This window comes from Streptomyces sp. NBC_00637 (assembly GCF_045161545.1).
Lineage (GTDB): Bacteria > Actinomycetota > Actinomycetes > Streptomycetales > Streptomycetaceae > Streptomyces.
On sequence record NZ_CP109046.1, the window covers coordinates 3,461,318 to 3,478,486 of the forward strand.

General features: G+C 69.6%; 16 protein-coding genes and 1 pseudogene. 3 read left to right on the plus strand and 14 right to left on the minus strand.

Going from position 1 to position 17,169, the window contains the following annotated elements:
* Positions 1 to 65: 65 nt before the first annotated feature.
* Complete coding sequence (locus OG440_RS14965; RefSeq protein WP_384114065.1) at positions 66 to 356, minus strand: YccF domain-containing protein; 291 nt, start codon at positions 354 to 356, stop codon at positions 66 to 68.
* Between the two features lie 117 nt (positions 357 to 473).
* Here OG440_RS14965 and OG440_RS14970 point away from each other — a divergent pair, with 117 nt between their 5' ends.
* Positions 474 to 875: a YccF domain-containing protein gene (locus OG440_RS14970; protein WP_406007323.1), complete on the plus strand. Its 402-nt coding sequence runs from the start codon at positions 474 to 476 to the stop codon at positions 873 to 875.
* 81 nt (positions 876 to 956) lie between these two features.
* On the opposite strand, the gene OG440_RS14975 is transcribed toward OG440_RS14970, so the two are convergent.
* Complete coding sequence (locus OG440_RS14975) at positions 957 to 1,523, minus strand: hypothetical protein (RefSeq protein WP_406007324.1); 567 nt, start codon at positions 1,521 to 1,523, stop codon at positions 957 to 959.
* 535 nt (positions 1,524 to 2,058) lie between these two features.
* On the opposite strand from OG440_RS14975, the gene OG440_RS14980 reads away from it, so the two are divergent.
* Positions 2,059 to 4,026 carry a recombinase family protein gene (locus OG440_RS14980; RefSeq protein WP_406007325.1) on the plus strand — a complete coding sequence of 656 codons (1,968 nt, stop codon included), beginning with the start codon at positions 2,059 to 2,061 and terminating at the stop codon, positions 4,024 to 4,026.
* Here OG440_RS14980 and OG440_RS14985 read toward each other — a convergent pair.
* The 12 genes and pseudogenes from OG440_RS14985 to OG440_RS15040 form a co-directional block, all read right to left on the minus strand.
* A pseudogene (locus OG440_RS14985) lies at positions 3,992 to 4,120 on the minus strand (YccF domain-containing protein); the annotation flags it as partial. The gene OG440_RS14980 and the pseudogene OG440_RS14985 sit on opposite strands and share 35 nt — an antisense overlap.
* Positions 4,117 to 4,980: a zinc metalloprotease HtpX gene (gene htpX, locus OG440_RS14990; RefSeq protein WP_406007326.1), complete on the minus strand. Its 864-nt coding sequence runs from the start codon at positions 4,978 to 4,980 to the stop codon at positions 4,117 to 4,119. The pseudogene OG440_RS14985 and the gene htpX, both read right to left, overlap by 4 nt.
* A gap of 202 nt (positions 4,981 to 5,182) precedes the next feature.
* Complete coding sequence (locus tag OG440_RS14995; RefSeq protein ID WP_406007327.1) at positions 5,183 to 6,718, minus strand: NADH-quinone oxidoreductase subunit N; 1,536 nt, start codon at positions 6,716 to 6,718, stop codon at positions 5,183 to 5,185.
* Positions 6,715 to 8,313 (minus strand): NADH-quinone oxidoreductase subunit M, encoded by a 1,599-nt coding sequence (locus OG440_RS15000; RefSeq protein WP_406007328.1) that lies wholly within the window; start codon positions 8,311 to 8,313, stop codon positions 6,715 to 6,717. Before OG440_RS15000 ends, OG440_RS14995 begins: the two co-directional genes overlap by 4 nt.
* 6 nt (positions 8,314 to 8,319) lie before the next feature.
* Positions 8,320 to 10,314 carry an NADH-quinone oxidoreductase subunit L gene (locus OG440_RS15005; protein ID WP_406007329.1) on the minus strand — a complete coding sequence of 665 codons (1,995 nt, stop codon included), beginning with the start codon at positions 10,312 to 10,314 and terminating at the stop codon, positions 8,320 to 8,322.
* The gene (gene nuoK / locus OG440_RS15010; protein ID WP_406007330.1) at positions 10,311 to 10,712 is read right to left on the minus strand and encodes an NADH-quinone oxidoreductase subunit NuoK; all 402 of its coding nucleotides are present in this window, start codon (positions 10,710 to 10,712) and stop codon (positions 10,311 to 10,313) included. Before nuoK ends, OG440_RS15005 begins: the two co-directional genes overlap by 4 nt.
* A complete protein-coding gene (locus tag OG440_RS15015) occupies positions 10,712 to 11,371 on the minus strand; it encodes an NADH-quinone oxidoreductase subunit J (protein WP_406007331.1) in 660 nt (219 codons plus the stop codon). Before OG440_RS15015 ends, nuoK begins: the two co-directional genes overlap by 1 nt.
* Positions 11,368 to 11,952, minus strand: coding sequence for a NuoI/complex I 23 kDa subunit family protein (locus OG440_RS15020; protein WP_406007332.1), 585 nt, complete (start codon positions 11,950 to 11,952; stop codon positions 11,368 to 11,370). The genes OG440_RS15015 and OG440_RS15020 overlap by 4 nt, the downstream gene beginning before the upstream one ends.
* The gene (locus OG440_RS15025; RefSeq protein ID WP_406007333.1) at positions 11,952 to 12,920 is read right to left on the minus strand and encodes an NADH-quinone oxidoreductase subunit H; all 969 of its coding nucleotides are present in this window, start codon (positions 12,918 to 12,920) and stop codon (positions 11,952 to 11,954) included. The genes OG440_RS15020 and OG440_RS15025 overlap by 1 nt, the downstream gene beginning before the upstream one ends.
* Positions 12,917 to 14,353: an NADH-quinone oxidoreductase subunit C gene (locus tag OG440_RS15030; protein WP_406007334.1), complete on the minus strand. Its 1,437-nt coding sequence runs from the start codon at positions 14,351 to 14,353 to the stop codon at positions 12,917 to 12,919. Before OG440_RS15030 ends, OG440_RS15025 begins: the two co-directional genes overlap by 4 nt.
* Complete coding sequence (locus tag OG440_RS15035) at positions 14,350 to 15,060, minus strand: NADH-quinone oxidoreductase subunit B (RefSeq protein WP_406007335.1); 711 nt, start codon at positions 15,058 to 15,060, stop codon at positions 14,350 to 14,352. Before OG440_RS15035 ends, OG440_RS15030 begins: the two co-directional genes overlap by 4 nt.
* The gene (locus OG440_RS15040; RefSeq protein ID WP_406007336.1) at positions 15,051 to 15,458 is read right to left on the minus strand and encodes an NADH-quinone oxidoreductase subunit A; all 408 of its coding nucleotides are present in this window, start codon (positions 15,456 to 15,458) and stop codon (positions 15,051 to 15,053) included. Before OG440_RS15040 ends, OG440_RS15035 begins: the two co-directional genes overlap by 10 nt.
* Positions 15,459 to 15,657: 199 nt before the next feature.
* On the opposite strand from OG440_RS15040, the gene OG440_RS15045 reads away from it, so the two are divergent.
* Entirely contained in the window at positions 15,658 to 17,019 is a 1,362-nt protein-coding gene (locus OG440_RS15045) for a sensor histidine kinase (RefSeq protein ID WP_406007337.1), read from the plus strand.
* The last annotated feature ends 150 nt before the right edge of the window (positions 17,020 to 17,169 follow it).

Consider the following 17,169-nt stretch of genomic DNA (forward strand, 5'->3'; position numbering starts at 1 on the left):
CAGGTCGCTGACGGAGTGTGGACAGCAGCCAGGACAACGACCAGGAACGGACCGGGCCCGACGCGTCAGCGCGCCGCGAACGGCTGGTCCGTCGGCACGATCTCGCGGCCCAGCGGGAACAGCGAGACCGGAATCAGTTTGAAGTTCGCGATCCCGAACGGGATGCCGATGATGGTCAGGCAGAGGAGCAGGCCGGTGACGATGTGCCCGATGGCCAGCCACCAGCCGGCGAGGACCAGCCAGAGCACATTGCCGAGGCAGGAGGGTGCGCCCGCGTCACGACGCTCGATCGTCGTGTAGCCGAAGGGCCAGAGGGCGTAGACACCGATGCGGAAGGCGGCGATGCCGAACGGGATCGTCTCCGAGGGTTCCCGATCACGCTACAAAGGCGCTGCGGTTCCGCCTGAACGCCTGACCGGCTGATACTGGTGACAGCAGGCATGCCGATGGACCGACCTGGAGAGGTACCGACCATGAAGCTCTTCAACCTGCTGTTGAACATCATCTGGCTCGTCTTCTGTGGCATCTGGATGGCCATCGGCTACCTGATCGCCGCGCTGATCTGCTTCGTCTTGATCGTCACCATCCCCTTCGGCATCGCGTCGCTACGCATCGCCGGCTTCGTCATCTGGCCCTTCGGCCGCACCACCGTGGATCGGCCGGATGCTGGAGCTGGGTCGTTCATCGGAAATGTGATCTGGGTGATCTTCGCAGGTTGGTGGCTGGCTCTGGCCCACCTCGTCACGAGCATCCCGCTGTTCCTGTCGATCATCGGGATCCCCTTCGGCTGGGCCAACCTGAAGCTGATCCCGATCTCTCTTATGCCCCTGGGGCGCGAGGTGGTGCCGACAGATCAGGGCTTCGGGGGACGCTGAAGACGGCATAGGCGCCAGCCCACGGGGCACCGCTGGGTGTCATGCGCCGCGTTCGGCCCCGACCGCACCCACTGTCCATTCTCAACCCCCACTGCGTCGAACTCGGCGAGGGAGCAGGCCATCAGATTGGCCGCCGGACACAGCGGACCGCCCACTTCCCCCATAGAGCGTCATGACTCGCTCGTGGACGTCGCGTGCTGAGGCTTCCCGGGGGTAGCGAGAGCGAAGTTCCTTGTCCAACTCGTCAGCGACTAAAAGCAGAGATGGCAGCGACTCACGGTCGGCTTCGAGAGCCATGGTGCCCATGCCGATGGCTTCGTCGATGTCGCCGGTTCGGACGGCGGGAACCCCCAGGGTGAGGCGGGCTTCTGCTGCACGCATGGGAGAGGTCTCGGTGCCGGCGGGGCCGGTGATGATGCGGATTACTGAGCGGGCATGGGTGGCGGCTCGCTCGTCGTCTCCGAGTAGGCGATAGGCATCCATCTCATAGAAGTCCCACTTGTCGGGGTCGATGATGAAGTGGTGTTCCGTGTAATCCGGGCGCGGCAGTCGGTCCAGGCGGGCGCGGCCCGCGTCCAAGAAGTCTCGAACCGGGCGGCCGTCTCCCATACGGGCAGCGGCTCGTGCCTTATGTGCGTAGAACTGCACGCCGACAGAATGGGTCTGGTCGGCAACGTGCCGGCTTCGACGGCTTCGAGCATGTCTTGCCAACGGCTCTGAGTGAGGGCGAACCAAGCCTCGATCTCCCATGCCCACGCCATGATCTCGCCGTGGCCAGCTTCTTGGCCGATGCGGAGCGCGGCGGCCCGCTCCGAGCCGTCAGACACAATCACGGATTCGCACTGGCGCTACGCGGGCTCCGGCCACTCCCCCGGTGGCGCGCTGATCGCTGCTGGCGTCGCCGAAGAACTCGCCATCAGTCGAGAGTTGAGCCGTGAGGTCGCACAACGACCGGGTGGATCTCATGGCTGACACAGAGGTCATCTGGCTCCCGAACAAGACGCTGTCGCCGGCCGAGCGTGCGTTACTCCTCCGCATTCTGTTCGGACCGCAGGCACGTCGGCGGACGAACTTGAGAATTCCCGACGTCATGTCAGATTCCCCCGTTACCTTGGGAGTTCAGACAAACGCCCCGGCAGCGGCTGCCACCGCCCCGGGGCTGGCCGACTAACTAGGAGTCGACGTGTCCCATGTAAGCACACCCCTGTCTTCAGCTATCGAGACCGCTGCTCGTGCGGTCGGCACCCGTTCACTGCGCGCGGTCGACTACCTCCGCGTCTCGACGGAAGAGCAGAAGAAGGGTTACGGCGTAGCCAGGCAGAGCCGTAAAACCACTCGGCACATCACGCTCAAGCAGTGGGCTCACGTCGGCACCTACAAGGACGAGGGTGTCTCGGGCTCTCTGGAAGCGGCTGACCGTGGTGATCTGAAGCGACTCATGGACGACGCCCAGCAGACGCCGCGTCCCTTCGACATCGTGGTCGTGCCGGACGGTCGTGTGATCGGACGCAAGGGTCGCGCCTTCTGGCGCTGGGTCTGGGCTCTGGAAGACATCGGCGTCTTCGTCGCCGTCGTCGCGGACGACTACGACAACACGACCACCGAGGGTCGCAAGAAGATGCGCCGGGATGCCGACTACGCCGAGACCGAATGGGAGACGATCCGCGACCGGACTCAAGGTGGGTTGCAGGAGAAAGCAGAGCTGACGCCGGCCGCTCATATCGGCGGGCGCGCTCCCTACGGGTACCGCATCGCCAACAAGGGCACCCCCGGCTCGTACCTCGTGATCGACGAGAATGAGGCAAAGGTCATCAAGCACGTGTACGACCTGGTGGTCGGCGAGGGACTCAACCTTCGCAAGGCCACCGTTCGCCTCATCAGCGAAGGGATCACGGCTCGCTCCGGTAAGACCTGGACGCGCGACAATCTCCGAGATCGCATCATGTCAGCGCCGGTACTCGACGCCACCCTCGTCTTTCGTGGGAAGCATGCCAAGAGGGATGCGAACGGCGAGCCCATCTGGGGTGACTCCGTCAGGATCGAACTGCCTCGGATCCTGACCGAGGAACAGAGCGAAGAGCTACGACGCAAGGTCGCCGAAACGGCGAAGCACAGCAGCGGCAAACGGTGGGTCTACCCGCTGAGTGGTCGGGTTGTCAGCCTCTGTGGGAAGGGCCACTCGGGATTCGGCTATGCAGCGGATCGGGAAGTTGCCCGGTTCTACCGCTGCATCGGCAATGGGCCCAAAGACCTTGCCCAAGAGTCTTGCGGCTGCTCGCGCATCGACGCGGATGCACTTGAGAAGCATGTCTGGAAGCACGTCACCGCGATCGCAAGCGACAGCGACAGGCTGCAAGAGCTCGCGGCCGAGTGGATCGGGATGGCGGCCGGGGACACGGCTGCCCTGGTCGACCGGATCGCAGACCTCGACCAGCAGATCGAGGGCATGAACGCGTCCATGGCGGCCGTCATCGTCGCAGCCGCCAAGCAGAGCAAGTCTTCGGACGCCATCGAAGCGGCTACGGCAGTGCTGAACGAGGAACTTCAGCAGCTCCAGAATCTGCGCGACGAAGCGGCCGAATGGCTGGCGGAGATGGAAGAGTCCGATCAGTACGCCCGCGATCTCATCGCGCTGGCGAGCATGGCGAAGAACTCGTTCCCAGGCATGGCTCCTGAGCAGCAAGCGGCCATCTTGTCCATGCTGGAACTGAAGGTCACCATCACCGGTCCGGTGCCTGACGACCGGCGAGGCGGTGTCCCCTGCGCCGTGCGGGCCTGGTACGCCGCCGCCGGCATTACCGTCCCTGCTGCTGCGCTCTCCGACGAGGAGTGGGCGAGGGTCGCGCTCCTACTCCCCAAGGGGCGCGGGGGCACCGTACGCCGTTCCGTAGATGCGATCTTCTACAAGGCGCGAACGGGGAAGTCGTGGCCCAACGTGCTCAAGGAAACCGGTGCCACGATCCAAGCTTCGAAGCACTTCAATGCCTGGACATCGGACGGCACCTGGAGCCGTGTGAACGCTGCCCTGGCGGACGTGGAACAGGTCCCCCTCCCGGAGCTCCAGCTACTGCCCTCGATGGTCATCGAAGGACGAGTCGACCCGAGCGCGATGCTGAACGCAGAAGAACGATCCCGAAGGGGATGCCGATGATCGTGATGCAGAGCAGCGCTCCCGCGGCCAGGTAGGCGAGGAACAGCCAGAATCCGCTCAGGATCAGCCAGATGACGTTCAGGATGGTCTTCACTGGTGGCGACCTGCCATTTTCTCGAGCCGGGCGATACGGTCCGCCATCGGCGGATGCGTCGAGAACATCTTGGAGAGTCCCTGGCCCGGACGGAAGGGATTCGCGATCATCATGTGGCTCGCGGTCTCGATGCGAGGCTCCGGGGGCAGCGGAAGCTGCTTGGTGCCTGTCTCCAGTTTGCGCAGCGCGCTCGCGAGTGCCAGCGGGTCGCCGGTGAGCTGCGCGCCCGAGGCGTCGGCCTCGTACTCCCGGGAGCGGCTGATGGCGAGTTGGATGACGCTGGCTGCGAGCGGGCCGAGAATCATGATCAGAAGCATGCCGAGGATGCCGGGACCGTCGTCGTCGTCCGAGCGGCCGATCGGGATCAGCCAGGCGAAGTTGACCAGGAACATGATCACGGAGGCCAGCGCGCCCGCGACCGACGAGATGAGGATGTCCCGGTTGTAGACGTGGCTGAGCTCGTGGCCGATGACGCCGCGCAGTTCGCGTTCGTCGAGGAGGCGCAGGATGCCGTCCGTGCAGCACACGGCGGCGTTGCGCGGGTTGCGGCCGGTGGCGAAGGCGTTGGGTGCCTCGGTCGGGGAGATGTACAGGCGCGGCATGGGCTGACGGGCCTGGGTGGAGAGGTCGCGGACCATCCGGTACAGGGCGGGGGCCTCGAACTCGCTCACCGGGCGGGCGCGCATCGCGCGTAGCGCCAGCTTGTCGCTGTTCCAGTACGCGTACGCGTTGGTGCCGAGCGCGACCAGGACCGCGACGATCAGCCCCATGCGGCCGAAGAAGCTGCCGATGACGATGATGAGTGCGGACAGTCCCCCGAGGAGTACTGCCGTCCTGAGCCCGTTGTGCCGGCGGTGCACGGTACGCCCTCCAAGTCGTGCAGCAGGGGGACCCTTTGCTTGCGGATCTTGTTCTTGTCCGGTGGCACTGTGCCGCGGTGTCACATCCAGTGCACCTTCCCGTACTGGTCAACGCCAGGCGGAAGGTACGAGTTCCCTTGTGCCTGCGGGCACGGGTGTGGGCCGTCCGGGTGAGGACGGGGGCACGCGCGCGCGTACGGACTCAGAAGAGGCCGGTGTCGGTGAAGCGCAGGACCAGCTGGGGTGCTCCGGAGAGGGCGATGCCGAGGGCCGCGGTGAGGGCGATCGCGGCGGTGAGCGGGCCGGGGATCCGGTGTTTCTCGGGCACGCCTTCGGGGGCGCGGAAGAGCAGGGCCGTCCACTGGAGGTAGTAGTACAGGGCGATCACCACGTTGACGGCCATGACGACCGCGAGCCAGCCGAGGCCCGCGTCGACGGCCGCCGAGAAGACGGTGACCTTCGCGAAGAGACCGATGATGCCCGGCGGCAGTCCGGCGAGGCAGAGCAGGAAGAAGGCCAGGAGGAGGGCTGCCGCCGGGTGCTTCGCGTAGAGACCCCGGTAGTCCGCGATCCGGTTCGTCGCACTGGTACGGCCCACCAGGGCGGCCACCGCGAAGGCACCCAGGTTCACGGCTGCGTACATGAGGGCGTAGGCGACGGTGGAGCCGATGGCGTGCTCGGCGTCGTCGGAGTACGCGGCGGCGGCGATGGGCACGAGGAGGTAGCCGGCCTGGCCCACGGAGGACCAGGCGAGCAGGCGTACGGCGCTGTACGCGCGCGTGGCTTGCTGGCGGAGGGCGCCGACGTTGCCGACGGTCATGGTGAGGGCGGCCAGCGCGGCCAGCGCGGGGCCCCAGACGTCGGCGTACGAGGGGAAGCCGATGACGGTGACGAGGATGAGGCCGGAGAAGCCGACCGCCTTGCCGACGACCGACAGATAGGCGGCGATCGGCAGGGGCGCGCCGACGTAGGTGTCGGGGACCCAGAAGTGGAAGGGGACGGCCGCCGTCTTGAAGGCGAAGCCGATGAGGGTGAGGACCACGCCCGTCTGGGCCAGGGTGTCCAGCCGCCCGTCGACGTGCTGGATGCGGTCGGCGACCTGGGTGAGGTACAGGGTTCCGGTCGTCGCGTACACGAAGCTGATGCCCAGGAGGGTGACGGTGGTCGCGGTGACGGACGACAGGAAGAACTTCAGGGCCGCCTCGGAGGACCTGCGGTCGCCGTGCCGGATGCCGACCAGGGCGAAGGCGGGCAGGGAGGCGACTTCCAGGGCGACGACGAGGGTGGCGAGGTCGCGGGAGGCGGGCAGCAGGGCGGCGCCGGCGGCGGAGGACAGCAGCAGGAACCAGAACTCGCCTTCGGGCAGTCGCCCGCGCGCGTCCTTCAGGGCGGTGACCGACAGCAGGGCCGCCAGCAGCGCTCCCCCGAGCACTAGGAACTGGATGACGAGGGTGAAGCGGTCTGCCGTGTAACTGCACACGCGTGTGTCGCCGGTCAGGCAGAAGGTGGAGCGGTCGCCGTCCAGGAGGGGCAGGAGGAGGGCCGTGGAGGCGGCGAGTCCCGCGACCGACAGCCAGCCGAGGAGCGGCTTGCGGGCGTCGCCGACGAAGAGGTCGGCGACGAGGACGACGAGGGCGACGATCGCCGCGAGGGTGGGCGGTGCGATGGCCGGCCAGTCGACGGACTGGACCACCGAATCGGCCAGGGACTGGAACGCGGGCTGGGCCGGGGCGCTCATCGGGTGCCTCCTGCGAGGAGCTGCTGCACGGCCGGGTCGGTCAGCCCGAGGAGGGTCCTGGGCCACAGGCCGGCGATGACGGTGAGGGCGACGAGCGGGGCCCAGGCCGCGAACTCGTAGGTCTGCACGTCGGCGAGGCGTGGGGCGTCCTGCGGGACGACGCCCATGCAGACGCGGCGGACCACCGCGAGCAGGTACGCGGCCGTCAGCAGGGTGCCGAACGCGGCGATCGCCGTGAAGGTGAGGAAGGCGGGGCGGCTGAGGGTGTCGGCGGGGTCGAAGGCGCCGAACAGGGCCAGCATCTCGCCCCAGAAGCCTGCCAGGCCCGGCAGGCCGAGCGAGGCGACGGCGGCGAAGGCGAGGAGACCGCCGAGGCGGGGGGTCCTGCCGTACAGCGCGGCGCCGGTCTGCTCGGCGAGGGTGTCCAGATCGGTGGTGCCGGTGCGGTCTTTCAGCCCTCCGACCAGGAAGAAGAGGAGGCCGGTGATGAGCCCGTGGGCGATGTTGGCGAACAGGGCGCCGTTGACGCCGGTCGGGGTCATGGTCGCGATGCCGAGCAGGACGAAACCCATGTGGCCGACGGAGGAGTAGGCGATGAGGCGCTTGAGGTCGCCCTTCGCGCCCCGCTTCGCGAGGGCCAGGCACGCCAACGATCCGTAGATGATCCCGACGACGGCGAAGGCGGCGAGGTAGGGCGCGAAGGTGCGGAAGCCGTCCGGCGCGACGGGCAGCAGGATCCGGACGAACCCGTACGTGCCCATCTTCAGCAGCACGCCGGCCAGCAGGACCGAACCGACGGTCGGAGCGGCGGTGTGGGCGTCGGGCAGCCAGCTGTGCAGCGGCCACATCGGGGTCTTGACGGCGAGCCCGATACCGATCGCGAGAACGGCGATGACCTGCACGGATGTGGTGAGCGACCGGCCGTTGTCAGTGGCGAGTGCCACCATGTCGAATGTGCCCGCCTTGATTCCGATCAGGAGCAGGCCGAGCAGCATGACCACGGATCCGAGCAGCGTGAAGAGGATGAACTTCCAGGCGGCCTGGGTCCGGCCCGCGCCGCCCCAGCGGGCGATGAGGAAGTACATCGGGACGAGGACCATCTCGAAGGCGAGGAAGAACAGCAGCAGGTCGAGGGCGGCGAAGGCGGCGAGGGTGCCGGACTCCAGCACGAGCACGAGCGCGACGAAGGCTTTCGGGGACGGGTCCGCGGCCTGGGCCGTCGGTGACGGATGTTGCCGCTTGAAGTAGGAGTACACCGCGCAGAGGAAGGTCAGCAGCGCGGTCAGGAGCAGCAGGGGGAGGGAGATGCCGTCGATGCCGAGGTGGATGCGCACGTCGAGTGCGGGGATCCAGCTGATGTCCGTGGTGGCCTGCATCTTCGACGGATGGTCGTGGTCGAAGCCGAGCGCGAGGACGATCGCGGCGATGAGGACCGCGCCGGTCACGGTCATGCCGTGGCGCAGCACGGCCTGCTCGGGTGACTTCCCCTTCAGTCCGGGCGGAGCCGGCAGAAGGGCGGCGACGGCGCCGAGGAGCGGGCCGACCACGATGAATGCCAGAAGGACCTGCATCACGGACTCGTTGATATCGATCACGCCCGCTCACGCTCCCGAAGCGACGAGAAGGGCGGCGACCGCCAGGACGACGGTGCCGGCGAGCAGCGCGCTCACATAGGTCTGGACATTGCCGGTCTGGGCGCGCCGTACAGCTGCCCCCAGCCAGCGGGGCAGGGCGCCCGCTCCGCGTACGTAGGTGTCGACGACCTCGCGGTCGAGGAACCGTACGAGGCTCGCGCCGGCCTGGACCGGGCGGACGAACAGCGCCCGGTACACGGCGTCGAGGTGGAAGCCGACGGCCGCGTGGCGGTGCAACGGGCCGAGCAGGAGCCGTCCGGGGTCCGCCGGGTCGGGGGCGGAGGCCACGTCTCCGTAGGCGGGCGCGTGCGTCGCGATCGCCTCGGCCTCGACGAGTCCCGCGTCGCCCTCGGGGTGCGCGGCGACCGCGCCCAGGGGTACGCGGGCGGCGAGCCCGGCGAGATGGCGCCAGGCGGCGTAGGTGACGAGTGCGCCGGTCAGGGCCACGCCCGTGCCGAGGACGGACGTGGTGAGGGTCGGGGCGAGGTCGTTGCCGTCGAACCAGTCGGGGAGGCTGCGGTAGGCGAGCCCGCCGAGGGCCAGGGACGGGACGGCCAGGACCCACAGCACCACGGTCATCGTCAGGGGCTGGCGGCCGTGGTCGGGGGCTTCGGTGCCCTGGCCGTGGAAGGTCAGCAGCCACAGGCGGGTCGCGTAGGCGGCCGTGAGGAGCGCGGTGAGCAGGCCGGCGACGAGGACGATCCAGCCCGCGGCGCCGGGCGCGTGCTCGGTGTGGCCGGCGGTGATGTGTTCGGCGGCGCCGAGCACCGACTCCTTGGAGAAGAAGCCGCTGAACGGCGGGATCGCGGCGAGCGCGAGGAGCGCCACGGTCATCGTCCAGTACGCGTCGGGGATGCGGTCGCGCAGGTGGCTCATGCGGGACATGGTGGCCAGTGAGTTGGTGCCGGCGGCGTGGATGATCACGCCGGCCGCGAGGAACAGGAGCGCCTTGAACGCGCCGTGCGAGAGGAGGTGGAAGACGGCGGCACCGCGGTCGCCGACGGCGAGGGCGCCGGTCATGTAGCCGAGCTGCCCGATCGTCGAGTAGGCGAGGACGCGCTTGATGTCGTCCTGGGCGAGGGCGGCCAGGCCCGAGCCGACCATGGTGACGGCGGCCATCACGGCGAGGGTCACCATCGCGGCCGAGGACGCCTCGAAGACCGGGAGGAGCCGAGCGATGAAATAGACGCCGGCGGCGACCATCGTGGCGGCGTGGATCAGCGCCGACACGGGGGTGGGGCCGGCCATCGCGTCCGGGAGCCAGGTGTGCAGGGGGAACTGCGCGGACTTGCCGGCCACGCCCGCGAGGAGCAGCAGGGCGACGATCGTCGGGTGGTCGAGTCCGCCGTGGACGACGGTGGCGAGGACCTTCGTGATGCGGAAGGACCCGGCGTCGGTGGCGAGGGCGAACAGGCCGAGGAGGAAGGGGACGTCGCCGAGTTTGGTGACGAGGAAGGCCTTGATGGAGGCGGCGCGGGCCTCCGGGGTCTCCCAGTAGTGGCCGACCAGGAAGTAGGAGCAGATGCCCATGACTTCCCAGCCGACCAGCAGCACGATCAGGTCGCCGGAGTAGACGACCAGGAACATCGCGGAGGTGAAGAGGGAGACGAGCGCGGCGTACGAGGGGTAGCGCGGGTCCTCGCGCAGGTAGCCGGTCGAGTAGATCTGCACACAAGTGGCGACCAGGCCGACCAGGACGGCGACGAGCGCGGCGAAGCCGTCGATGTACAGGGCCAGTTCGATCGGGATCGAGCCGGTGGGGGTCAGTTCGGTGGCCGCGGTGACCGAGGCGTCCCCGCCTTGGCGTACGGCGACGATCGCGGCCAGTACGAGCGCGGCGAGGGTCGGCAGGACGGCGAGCGGGCGCACGAAGCCGGGGGCGGTGCGGCCGAGGAGCAGTCCGGCGACCGCGCCCAGGAACGGCAGGAGGGGGACGAGGACGGCGAGGGTGGTCGTGGTCACGCGGTGGCCTCAGCCTTCTCGGCGGCCGTTCCGGTCGCGGGGGTGTCGCTGCCGGGGCCGTCGGCCGCGGGGCTCTCGTGGCCTTCGGCGGTGTCGCGGAGGCGGTCGAGGTCCGCGGTGCCCCGGTTGCGGTGGACGGCTAGGACGATGGCCAGGCCGATGCCGATCTCGGCTGCGGCGATGGCGATGGTGAACAGGGTCAGCGCCTGGCCGGAGTGCAGGGTCTCCTCGGTGGTCCTGCTCAGCCAGACGTCGAAGGCGACCAGGTCGAGGTTGACGGCGTTGAGCATCAGCTCGACGGACATCAGGACGAGGATCGCGTTGCGGCGGGCGAGGACGCCGTACAGGCCGGTACAGAAGAGGAGCGCGGACAGGACGGCGGGATAGGCGAGGTGCATCAGCGGGTGCCTTCCTGCTCGGCCGGGTTCTGGGGGGCCTGCGGAACAGACGAGTAACTCTCTGTCACGGAACGGGAACTCTTGGTGACGGTCCGTGAGTTCACAGGAGGAGAGCTCGACTCCGCCTTCGCCTTGCGGGACAGGACGATCGCGCCGACCAGTGCCGCGAGGAGAAGGACGGAGAGGGCCTCGAAGGGAAGGACCCAGTTCTGGAAGAGGCTCGCGCCGGTGACCTCGGTGGAGCCGGCTGCCGGACCGTCCAGATCGATCCAGGTGGCGCGGAAGGCGTCGACGACCACCCAGATCAGCGCGGCGGCCGCGGCGACGGCCACCGTGAGAGCGGCCCAGCGGTTGCCGGAGTCCGCGTCCGGGGAGCGGCCGATGGGGGCCTTGGTGAGCATCAGACCGAAGAGGAGGAGCACGACGACGGAACCGACGTAGATGAGGACCTGCACCCAGGCGATGAACTCGGCGGTGAGCAGGAGGTATTCGACGGCGAGCCCACCGAGGGCGACCACGAGCCACAGGGCGGCGTGCACCAGTTGCCTGGTGGTCACGGTGACGAGGGCGGCGCCGAAGGTGACCAGTCCGACGAGCAGGAAGGCGATCTCGACGCCGGTCGGGGAGAGGAAGCCGTGGTGTGTCTGAGCGAGGGTCACGAATCTCCTCCCTCGGGTGTGTTCGGCTCGCTCGCCTGGGCCGGGTAGGCCTCGGCCTGGGCTGCCGCCAGCTTCTCGGCCGACTTGCGGGCGGCCGCGATCTCCTTCGGCTCCTCGGCGGCCGGGTCGAGGGCGGGTGGGGCCGGGACGGTCCACATCCACTCGCGGAGCTTGTCGCGTTCGTGGGTCAGCTCGTGGATGTCGGTCTCGGCGTACTCGAACTCCGGGGACCAGAACAGGGCGTCGAAAGGACAGACCTCGATGCAGATACCGCAGTACATGCACAGGGCGAAGTCGATGGCGAAACGGTCGAGGACGTTGCGGCTGCGCTCGCGCCCACCCGGGGCGGCGGGCGGGACCGTCTCCTTGTGGGAGTCGATGTAGATGCACCAGTCGGGGCACTCACGGGCGCAGAGCATGCAGACCGTGCAGTTCTCCTCGAACAGGCCGATGACGCCACGGGTGCGGGGCGGAAGTTCGGGCTGGGCGTCCGGGTACTGCTCGGTGACGGTCTTCCGCGTCATCGTGCGGAGGGTGACGGCCAGGCCCTTGGCGAGGCCACTACCGGGGATGGGGGCCACTACCGGATCACCACCTTGACGATGCCGGTGAGGGCGATCTGAGCGAGGGAAAGGGGGACGAGGAGGGTCCAGGAGAGCTTCTGCAGCTGGTCCTCACGCAGGCGGGGATAGGTGACGCGGAGCCAGATCACCACGAAGGCGAGGACGGCCGACTTGAGGAGGGTCCAGACCCAGCCGAGGCCGTCGGCGCCCCAGGGGCCGTGCCAGCCGCCCAGGAAGAGGACGGTGGTCAGACCGCACAGAACGACGATTCCGGCGTACTCGGCGAGGAGGAAGAGGGCGAAGCGCAGGCCGGTGTACTCGGTGTACGCGCCGAAGATGATCTCCGAGTCGGCGACGGGCATGTCGAAGGGGGGCCGCTGCAGTTCGGCGAGACCGGCGACGAAGAAGACGATCGCGCCGACGATCTGCCAGGGCAGCCACCACCACTCGAAGGCGTCGACGATGCCGGGCAGCGACACCGTGCCGGCCGCCATCGCCACCGAGGCGGCGGTGAGCAGCATCGGGAGTTCGTAGGCGAGGAGCTGGGCGGCGGTGCGCAGGCCGCCGAGAAGGGAGAACTTGTTGGCACTGGCCCAGCCGGCCATGAGGGAGCCGAGCACGCCCACGCCCATCACCGCGAGCACGAAGAAGATGCCCGCGTCCACGACCTGGCCGACGGCGCCTTCGCCCGGGCCGATGGGGATGGCGAGGAGGACCAGAAGGTACGGGAGGAGGGCGACGGCCGGCGCGAGCTGGAAGATACGGCGGTCCGCACCCGCGGGGACGACGTCCTCCTTCTGTACGAACTTCACGCCGTCCGCGACGAGCTGGGCCCAGCCGTGGAAGCCGCCCGCGTACATCGGTCCCAGGCGGCCCTGCATGTGGGCCATCACCTTGTGCTCGGTCTGACCGACGATCAAGGGGAACGTGAGGAAGACGACGAAGACGACCAGGAGTCGCAGGGCGACGTCGAGAGCGTCGTTCACTGCGAGCCTCCTGTAGGGGCGTCGGGGGCGGGGGGTTCCGTGTCCTCCGTACGGTCCGGCGCCCCGCGGGTCGGCGAGGGCTTCTCGACGGGGTCCGGCTGCTCGACGGGGTCCGGCTTTTCGGCGGGGTCCGGTTGCTTGGGCGTGGCCTGCCCGGGGGCTACCTGCTCAGGGCTGACGGGCTCCGGCTGCTGAACGGTCTCCGGCTGCTGAGTCGGCTCGGGCGCTTGTTCCGCCTCCGCCGCCACATCCGACGGCTGCCGGCCCGGCTCCGGCGACTGGCCCGGCTCCGGGGTCTGCTTCCCCTTGGGGTCCCGTGGCCCGCTCGGGTCCGGGGGCTGCTGGGGCTCGTCGAACGCAGGGCGGGCGTGGTGCCACGGGGCGTCGGAGCTGCGGGGGGCCGTGGAGGGGCGGGCGGGGGGTGTCGTCGGGGGCTGGGGCTGCTGGGAGGCCGAGCCTTGGGAGGCGCTGCGCGCGCGGCGCGGTCCTGCCGGGGGTCGCGGGGTCGGCTCGGTGGCGGTCGGTCCCGTCAGCCCGTCGGGTTCTGTTCCTGCGGCGGCCGGGAGCTCCGTGGCGTCCGCCCGTTGTGATGCCGATCCCGCGCTCGCGCTGCGGGCGCGACGGGGTCCGGCAGGCGCCCCAGGAGCCGAGGGAGAGGAGGGAGTGGACGCAGACGGAGACGGAGACGGAGACGCCGGAGCATCCGGAGAAGTCGGCGAAGGGGGTGAGGTCGGCGAGGGTTCTGTGGCCGGGGGCTGTGGCCGGCCGGTGGAGCCCTCGGATGCCGTGCGGGCGCGGCGGGCCGGGCGGTCGCCTGCCGCGCGGCCCGCTGCCGCTCGGGCCGGGCGGGCCGGGGCGGGCGGGAGTTGGCCCTTCAGGGGACCCCATTCGTTGGGGTCGGGGACGCCCGGGGGGAGCATCTGGCGGCGCTTGGGGCCGCCGTGCTCGGACTCGCCGGGCTCCTTGGCACCGGGCCAGGCCTTGGCGACACGGGCCGCGAGAACGAAGTCCTTGCGCAGGGGGTGGCCTTCGAAGGTCTCCGGGAGGAGGAGGTGGTTCAGGGCGGGGTGGCCGACGAAGATGACGCCGAACATCTCGTGTGTCTCGCGTTCGTGCCAGGCGGCGCCGGCGTAGACGTCGACGGCGGAGGCGAGGGTCGGCGCCTCGTGCGGGATCGTCGTGCGCAGCAGCAGGCGGCGCACCGGGGACAGGGCCACCACGTGCGCCGAGACGTGGAAGCCGGTGCCCGGTTCGTCGACCGCGCTCAGCCAGTCGAAGTAGGTGCAGGTCAGGCGGTCGCGGGCCACGCGCAGGGCGTCGGTCCAGGAGCTCGGTGGGACGTCGACGGTCAGGATGTCGTACGACTCCTCGGCCGTGGCCTGCGGGCCGAAGAGCTCGTCGGCGGGGGCGGGGAGCCAGCCGATCATGGTCATCGGCCCTCCCCCGATGACGATGGCGACGACGGCGGCGATGACGGCGGTGTGGTCGGAGACGACTCGGCGGTCGGCGGGCGGACCAGGCCGCTCTGGAGGGCAGCCGGCGAGGGGCGGGAGACGGCCGGGCCGGACGGGGTCGGGCCGTAGCGCTCGCGCAGGGACTCCCGGGCGATCTTCTCCTGGAGTTTCAGGATGCCCTGGAGAAGCGCCTCCGGGCGGGGCGGGCAGCCCGGCACGTACACGTCCACCGGGATGATCTGGTCGACGCCCTTCGTCACCGAGTACGAGTCCCAGTAGGGGCCACCGCAGTTGCTGCACGCGCCGAAGGAGATGACGTACTTCGGCTCGGGCATCTGCTCGTAGAGGCGTTTCACGGCCGGGGCCATCTTGTCCGTGACCGTGCCGGAGACGACCATCAGGTCGGCCTGGCGGGGGCCCGGCGCGAAGGGGATGACGCCGAGACGGATGAAGTCGTGGCGGGCCATCGACGCGGCGATGAACTCGATCGCGCAGCAGGCGAGACCGAAGTTGAAGACCCAGAGCGAGTAGCGGCGGCCCCAGTTGAGGATCACCTTCATCGGTTCCGGGGCCAGGCGGGCCAGGGTGCCCAGGCGCTTCGGCTCGGGCAGCGGAACGGGTCCCGAGGGCACCTGTCCCGGCTGTTCCGGCTGTTCCGGCGCATTCACTTTCGGCGTCACATCCATGTCAGGACGCCCTTCTTGTAGGCGTACAGCAGGCCCACGGCGAGGAAGCCGAGGAAGATGAACATCTCCACGAGCGTGGCCGCGCCGTAGCCGGGGGCGGCGAAGACCGTCGCCCAGGGGAAGAGGAAGATCGAGTCGACGGCGAAGATCACGTAGAGGAAGGCGTAGACGTAGTAGCGGACCTGGGTGTGGGCCCAGCCCTCGCCCACGGGGTCGACGCCGCACTCGTACGTCAGGAGCTTCTCCGGGGTGGGCACCACCGGCCGCAGCAGGCGTCCCGCGCCGAAGGCCACGGCGACGAACAGCACGCCGACGACGGCGAGCAGCCCGACGACGGAGTAGGACTGGAAGTAGTCGGCCGCGTGTTCCGCCGCGACATCGACGGTCCGTTCCCGCACGCCCGTCCCTCGCTCCCTGACCTCAGTCTCTTCGACGACAGGCCCGTTCGACGATCTGTACGCACGGGAGTCTAGGCCCTGATAAAGGGACGGTAAGCAGCCCGTCACGCCTCGTCTTGCGGGCGGGGGGTTTTCCCCCGCCCGAGGAAGGCGGCAGACCTCATGGCGCGGGGCCGCGCGGCGCGGCAGGCTAGCCCATATGACCGCTTCCGCCAGCCGATCCGCCTCCGACCCGAACAGCTCCGGCAAGGGGGGTTCCCACCCGGACGGCTTCCAGTCGGCCGGTTCCCGTCCGAGATCCGACCTTCACCCGGGGCCCGGCCTCGACCCGAGAGCCGACCTCGACGCCAGGGCCGACCTCCATCCGAGAGCCGCCCCCCTTCCGGCCGGTGTGCCGGGCGCGGCAGGGCGGAACGACGACCGTCCGCCACCGGCCCGTTTCGCCTTCGACCCGCAGACGTGGAAGGAGATCGCGCACCTGCTGACGAATTTGCCGATGTCGTTGATCGGATTCACGTATGTGATGACGGTGATCGTCACCGGTGCCGCGATGACGGTCACCGTCATCGGGTTCCCGCTGCTCGCGCTCGGGCTGGCCGGGGCGCGGCTGATGGGCCGGTTCGAGCGGGGGCGGGCGCGTCTGCTGCTCGGGGTGCGCATCGACGAGCCGAGCCCGTTGCCGCTGCGCAGGGCGGGCGGGCTCCTCCAGCGGATGTGGCTGGTGTTGAAGGACCCGGTGGCCTGGCGCACGGTGCTGTACGACCTCATCCGGCTGCCCTGGGGAGTCCTGACGTTCAGCGTGGTCGTTCCCTCGCTGTTCGTGCTGTGGCCGGTGCTGCCGTTCCTGGCGCGCGGGCTGACCAACGCGGACCGGGCGATGGTGCGGGCCCTGCTGTCCCCCTCCGACGAGCTGGAGCGGCGGATCGCGGAGCTGGAGTCGGACCGGGGGGTCGTGGTCGACACGGCGGCCGCCGATCTGCGGCGCATCGAGCGGGATCTGCACGACGGGGCCCAGGCCCGGCTGGTCAACCTGGCGATGGGGTTGGGTCTGGCGAAGGAGAAGCTGCTGGAGGGGCAGGCCGACGACGTCGTGGCGGCGATGGTGGAGGAGGCGCACGGCGAGGTGAAGCTCGCGCTCCAGGAGCTGCGGGACCTGGCACGAGGCATCCATCCGGCGGTTCTGACCGACCGGGGGCTGGACGCGGCGCTGTCCTCCGTGGCCTCGCGCTGCACGGTGCCGGTGAAGGTGACCGCCGACCTGACGTCCCGGCCGGCGCAGGCCATCGAGGGCATCGCCTACTTCACCGTCTCCGAGCTGCTCCAGAACGTCAGCAAGCACAGCGCGGCCCGGTCGGCCTCGGTCGACGTGTGGCGGACCGACGACCGGCTGCTCATCCAGGTGTGGGACGACGGCCGGGGCGGGGCGCGGCTCGACGGCGGGTCGGGGATGCGGGGCCTGGCCGAGCGGCTGGACGCCGTCGACGGACTGTTCATCGTGGAGTCGCCGGTCGGGGGCCCCACGACGGTGACCGCCGAGCTGCCCTGGCGGAACCGCGGATAGCGGCCGGCGGATGGCGAACGCGGATGGCGGATGGAGCGCGCCCGCGCGGCTGCCGGCGGCCGGGGAACGCGGCGGCCGCGGAGGGTAGGGAAAACCCCCCTGCCAAGAGGCCGACGGACTCCATGGTCCACGGGCCCGGCGCCGAGCAGG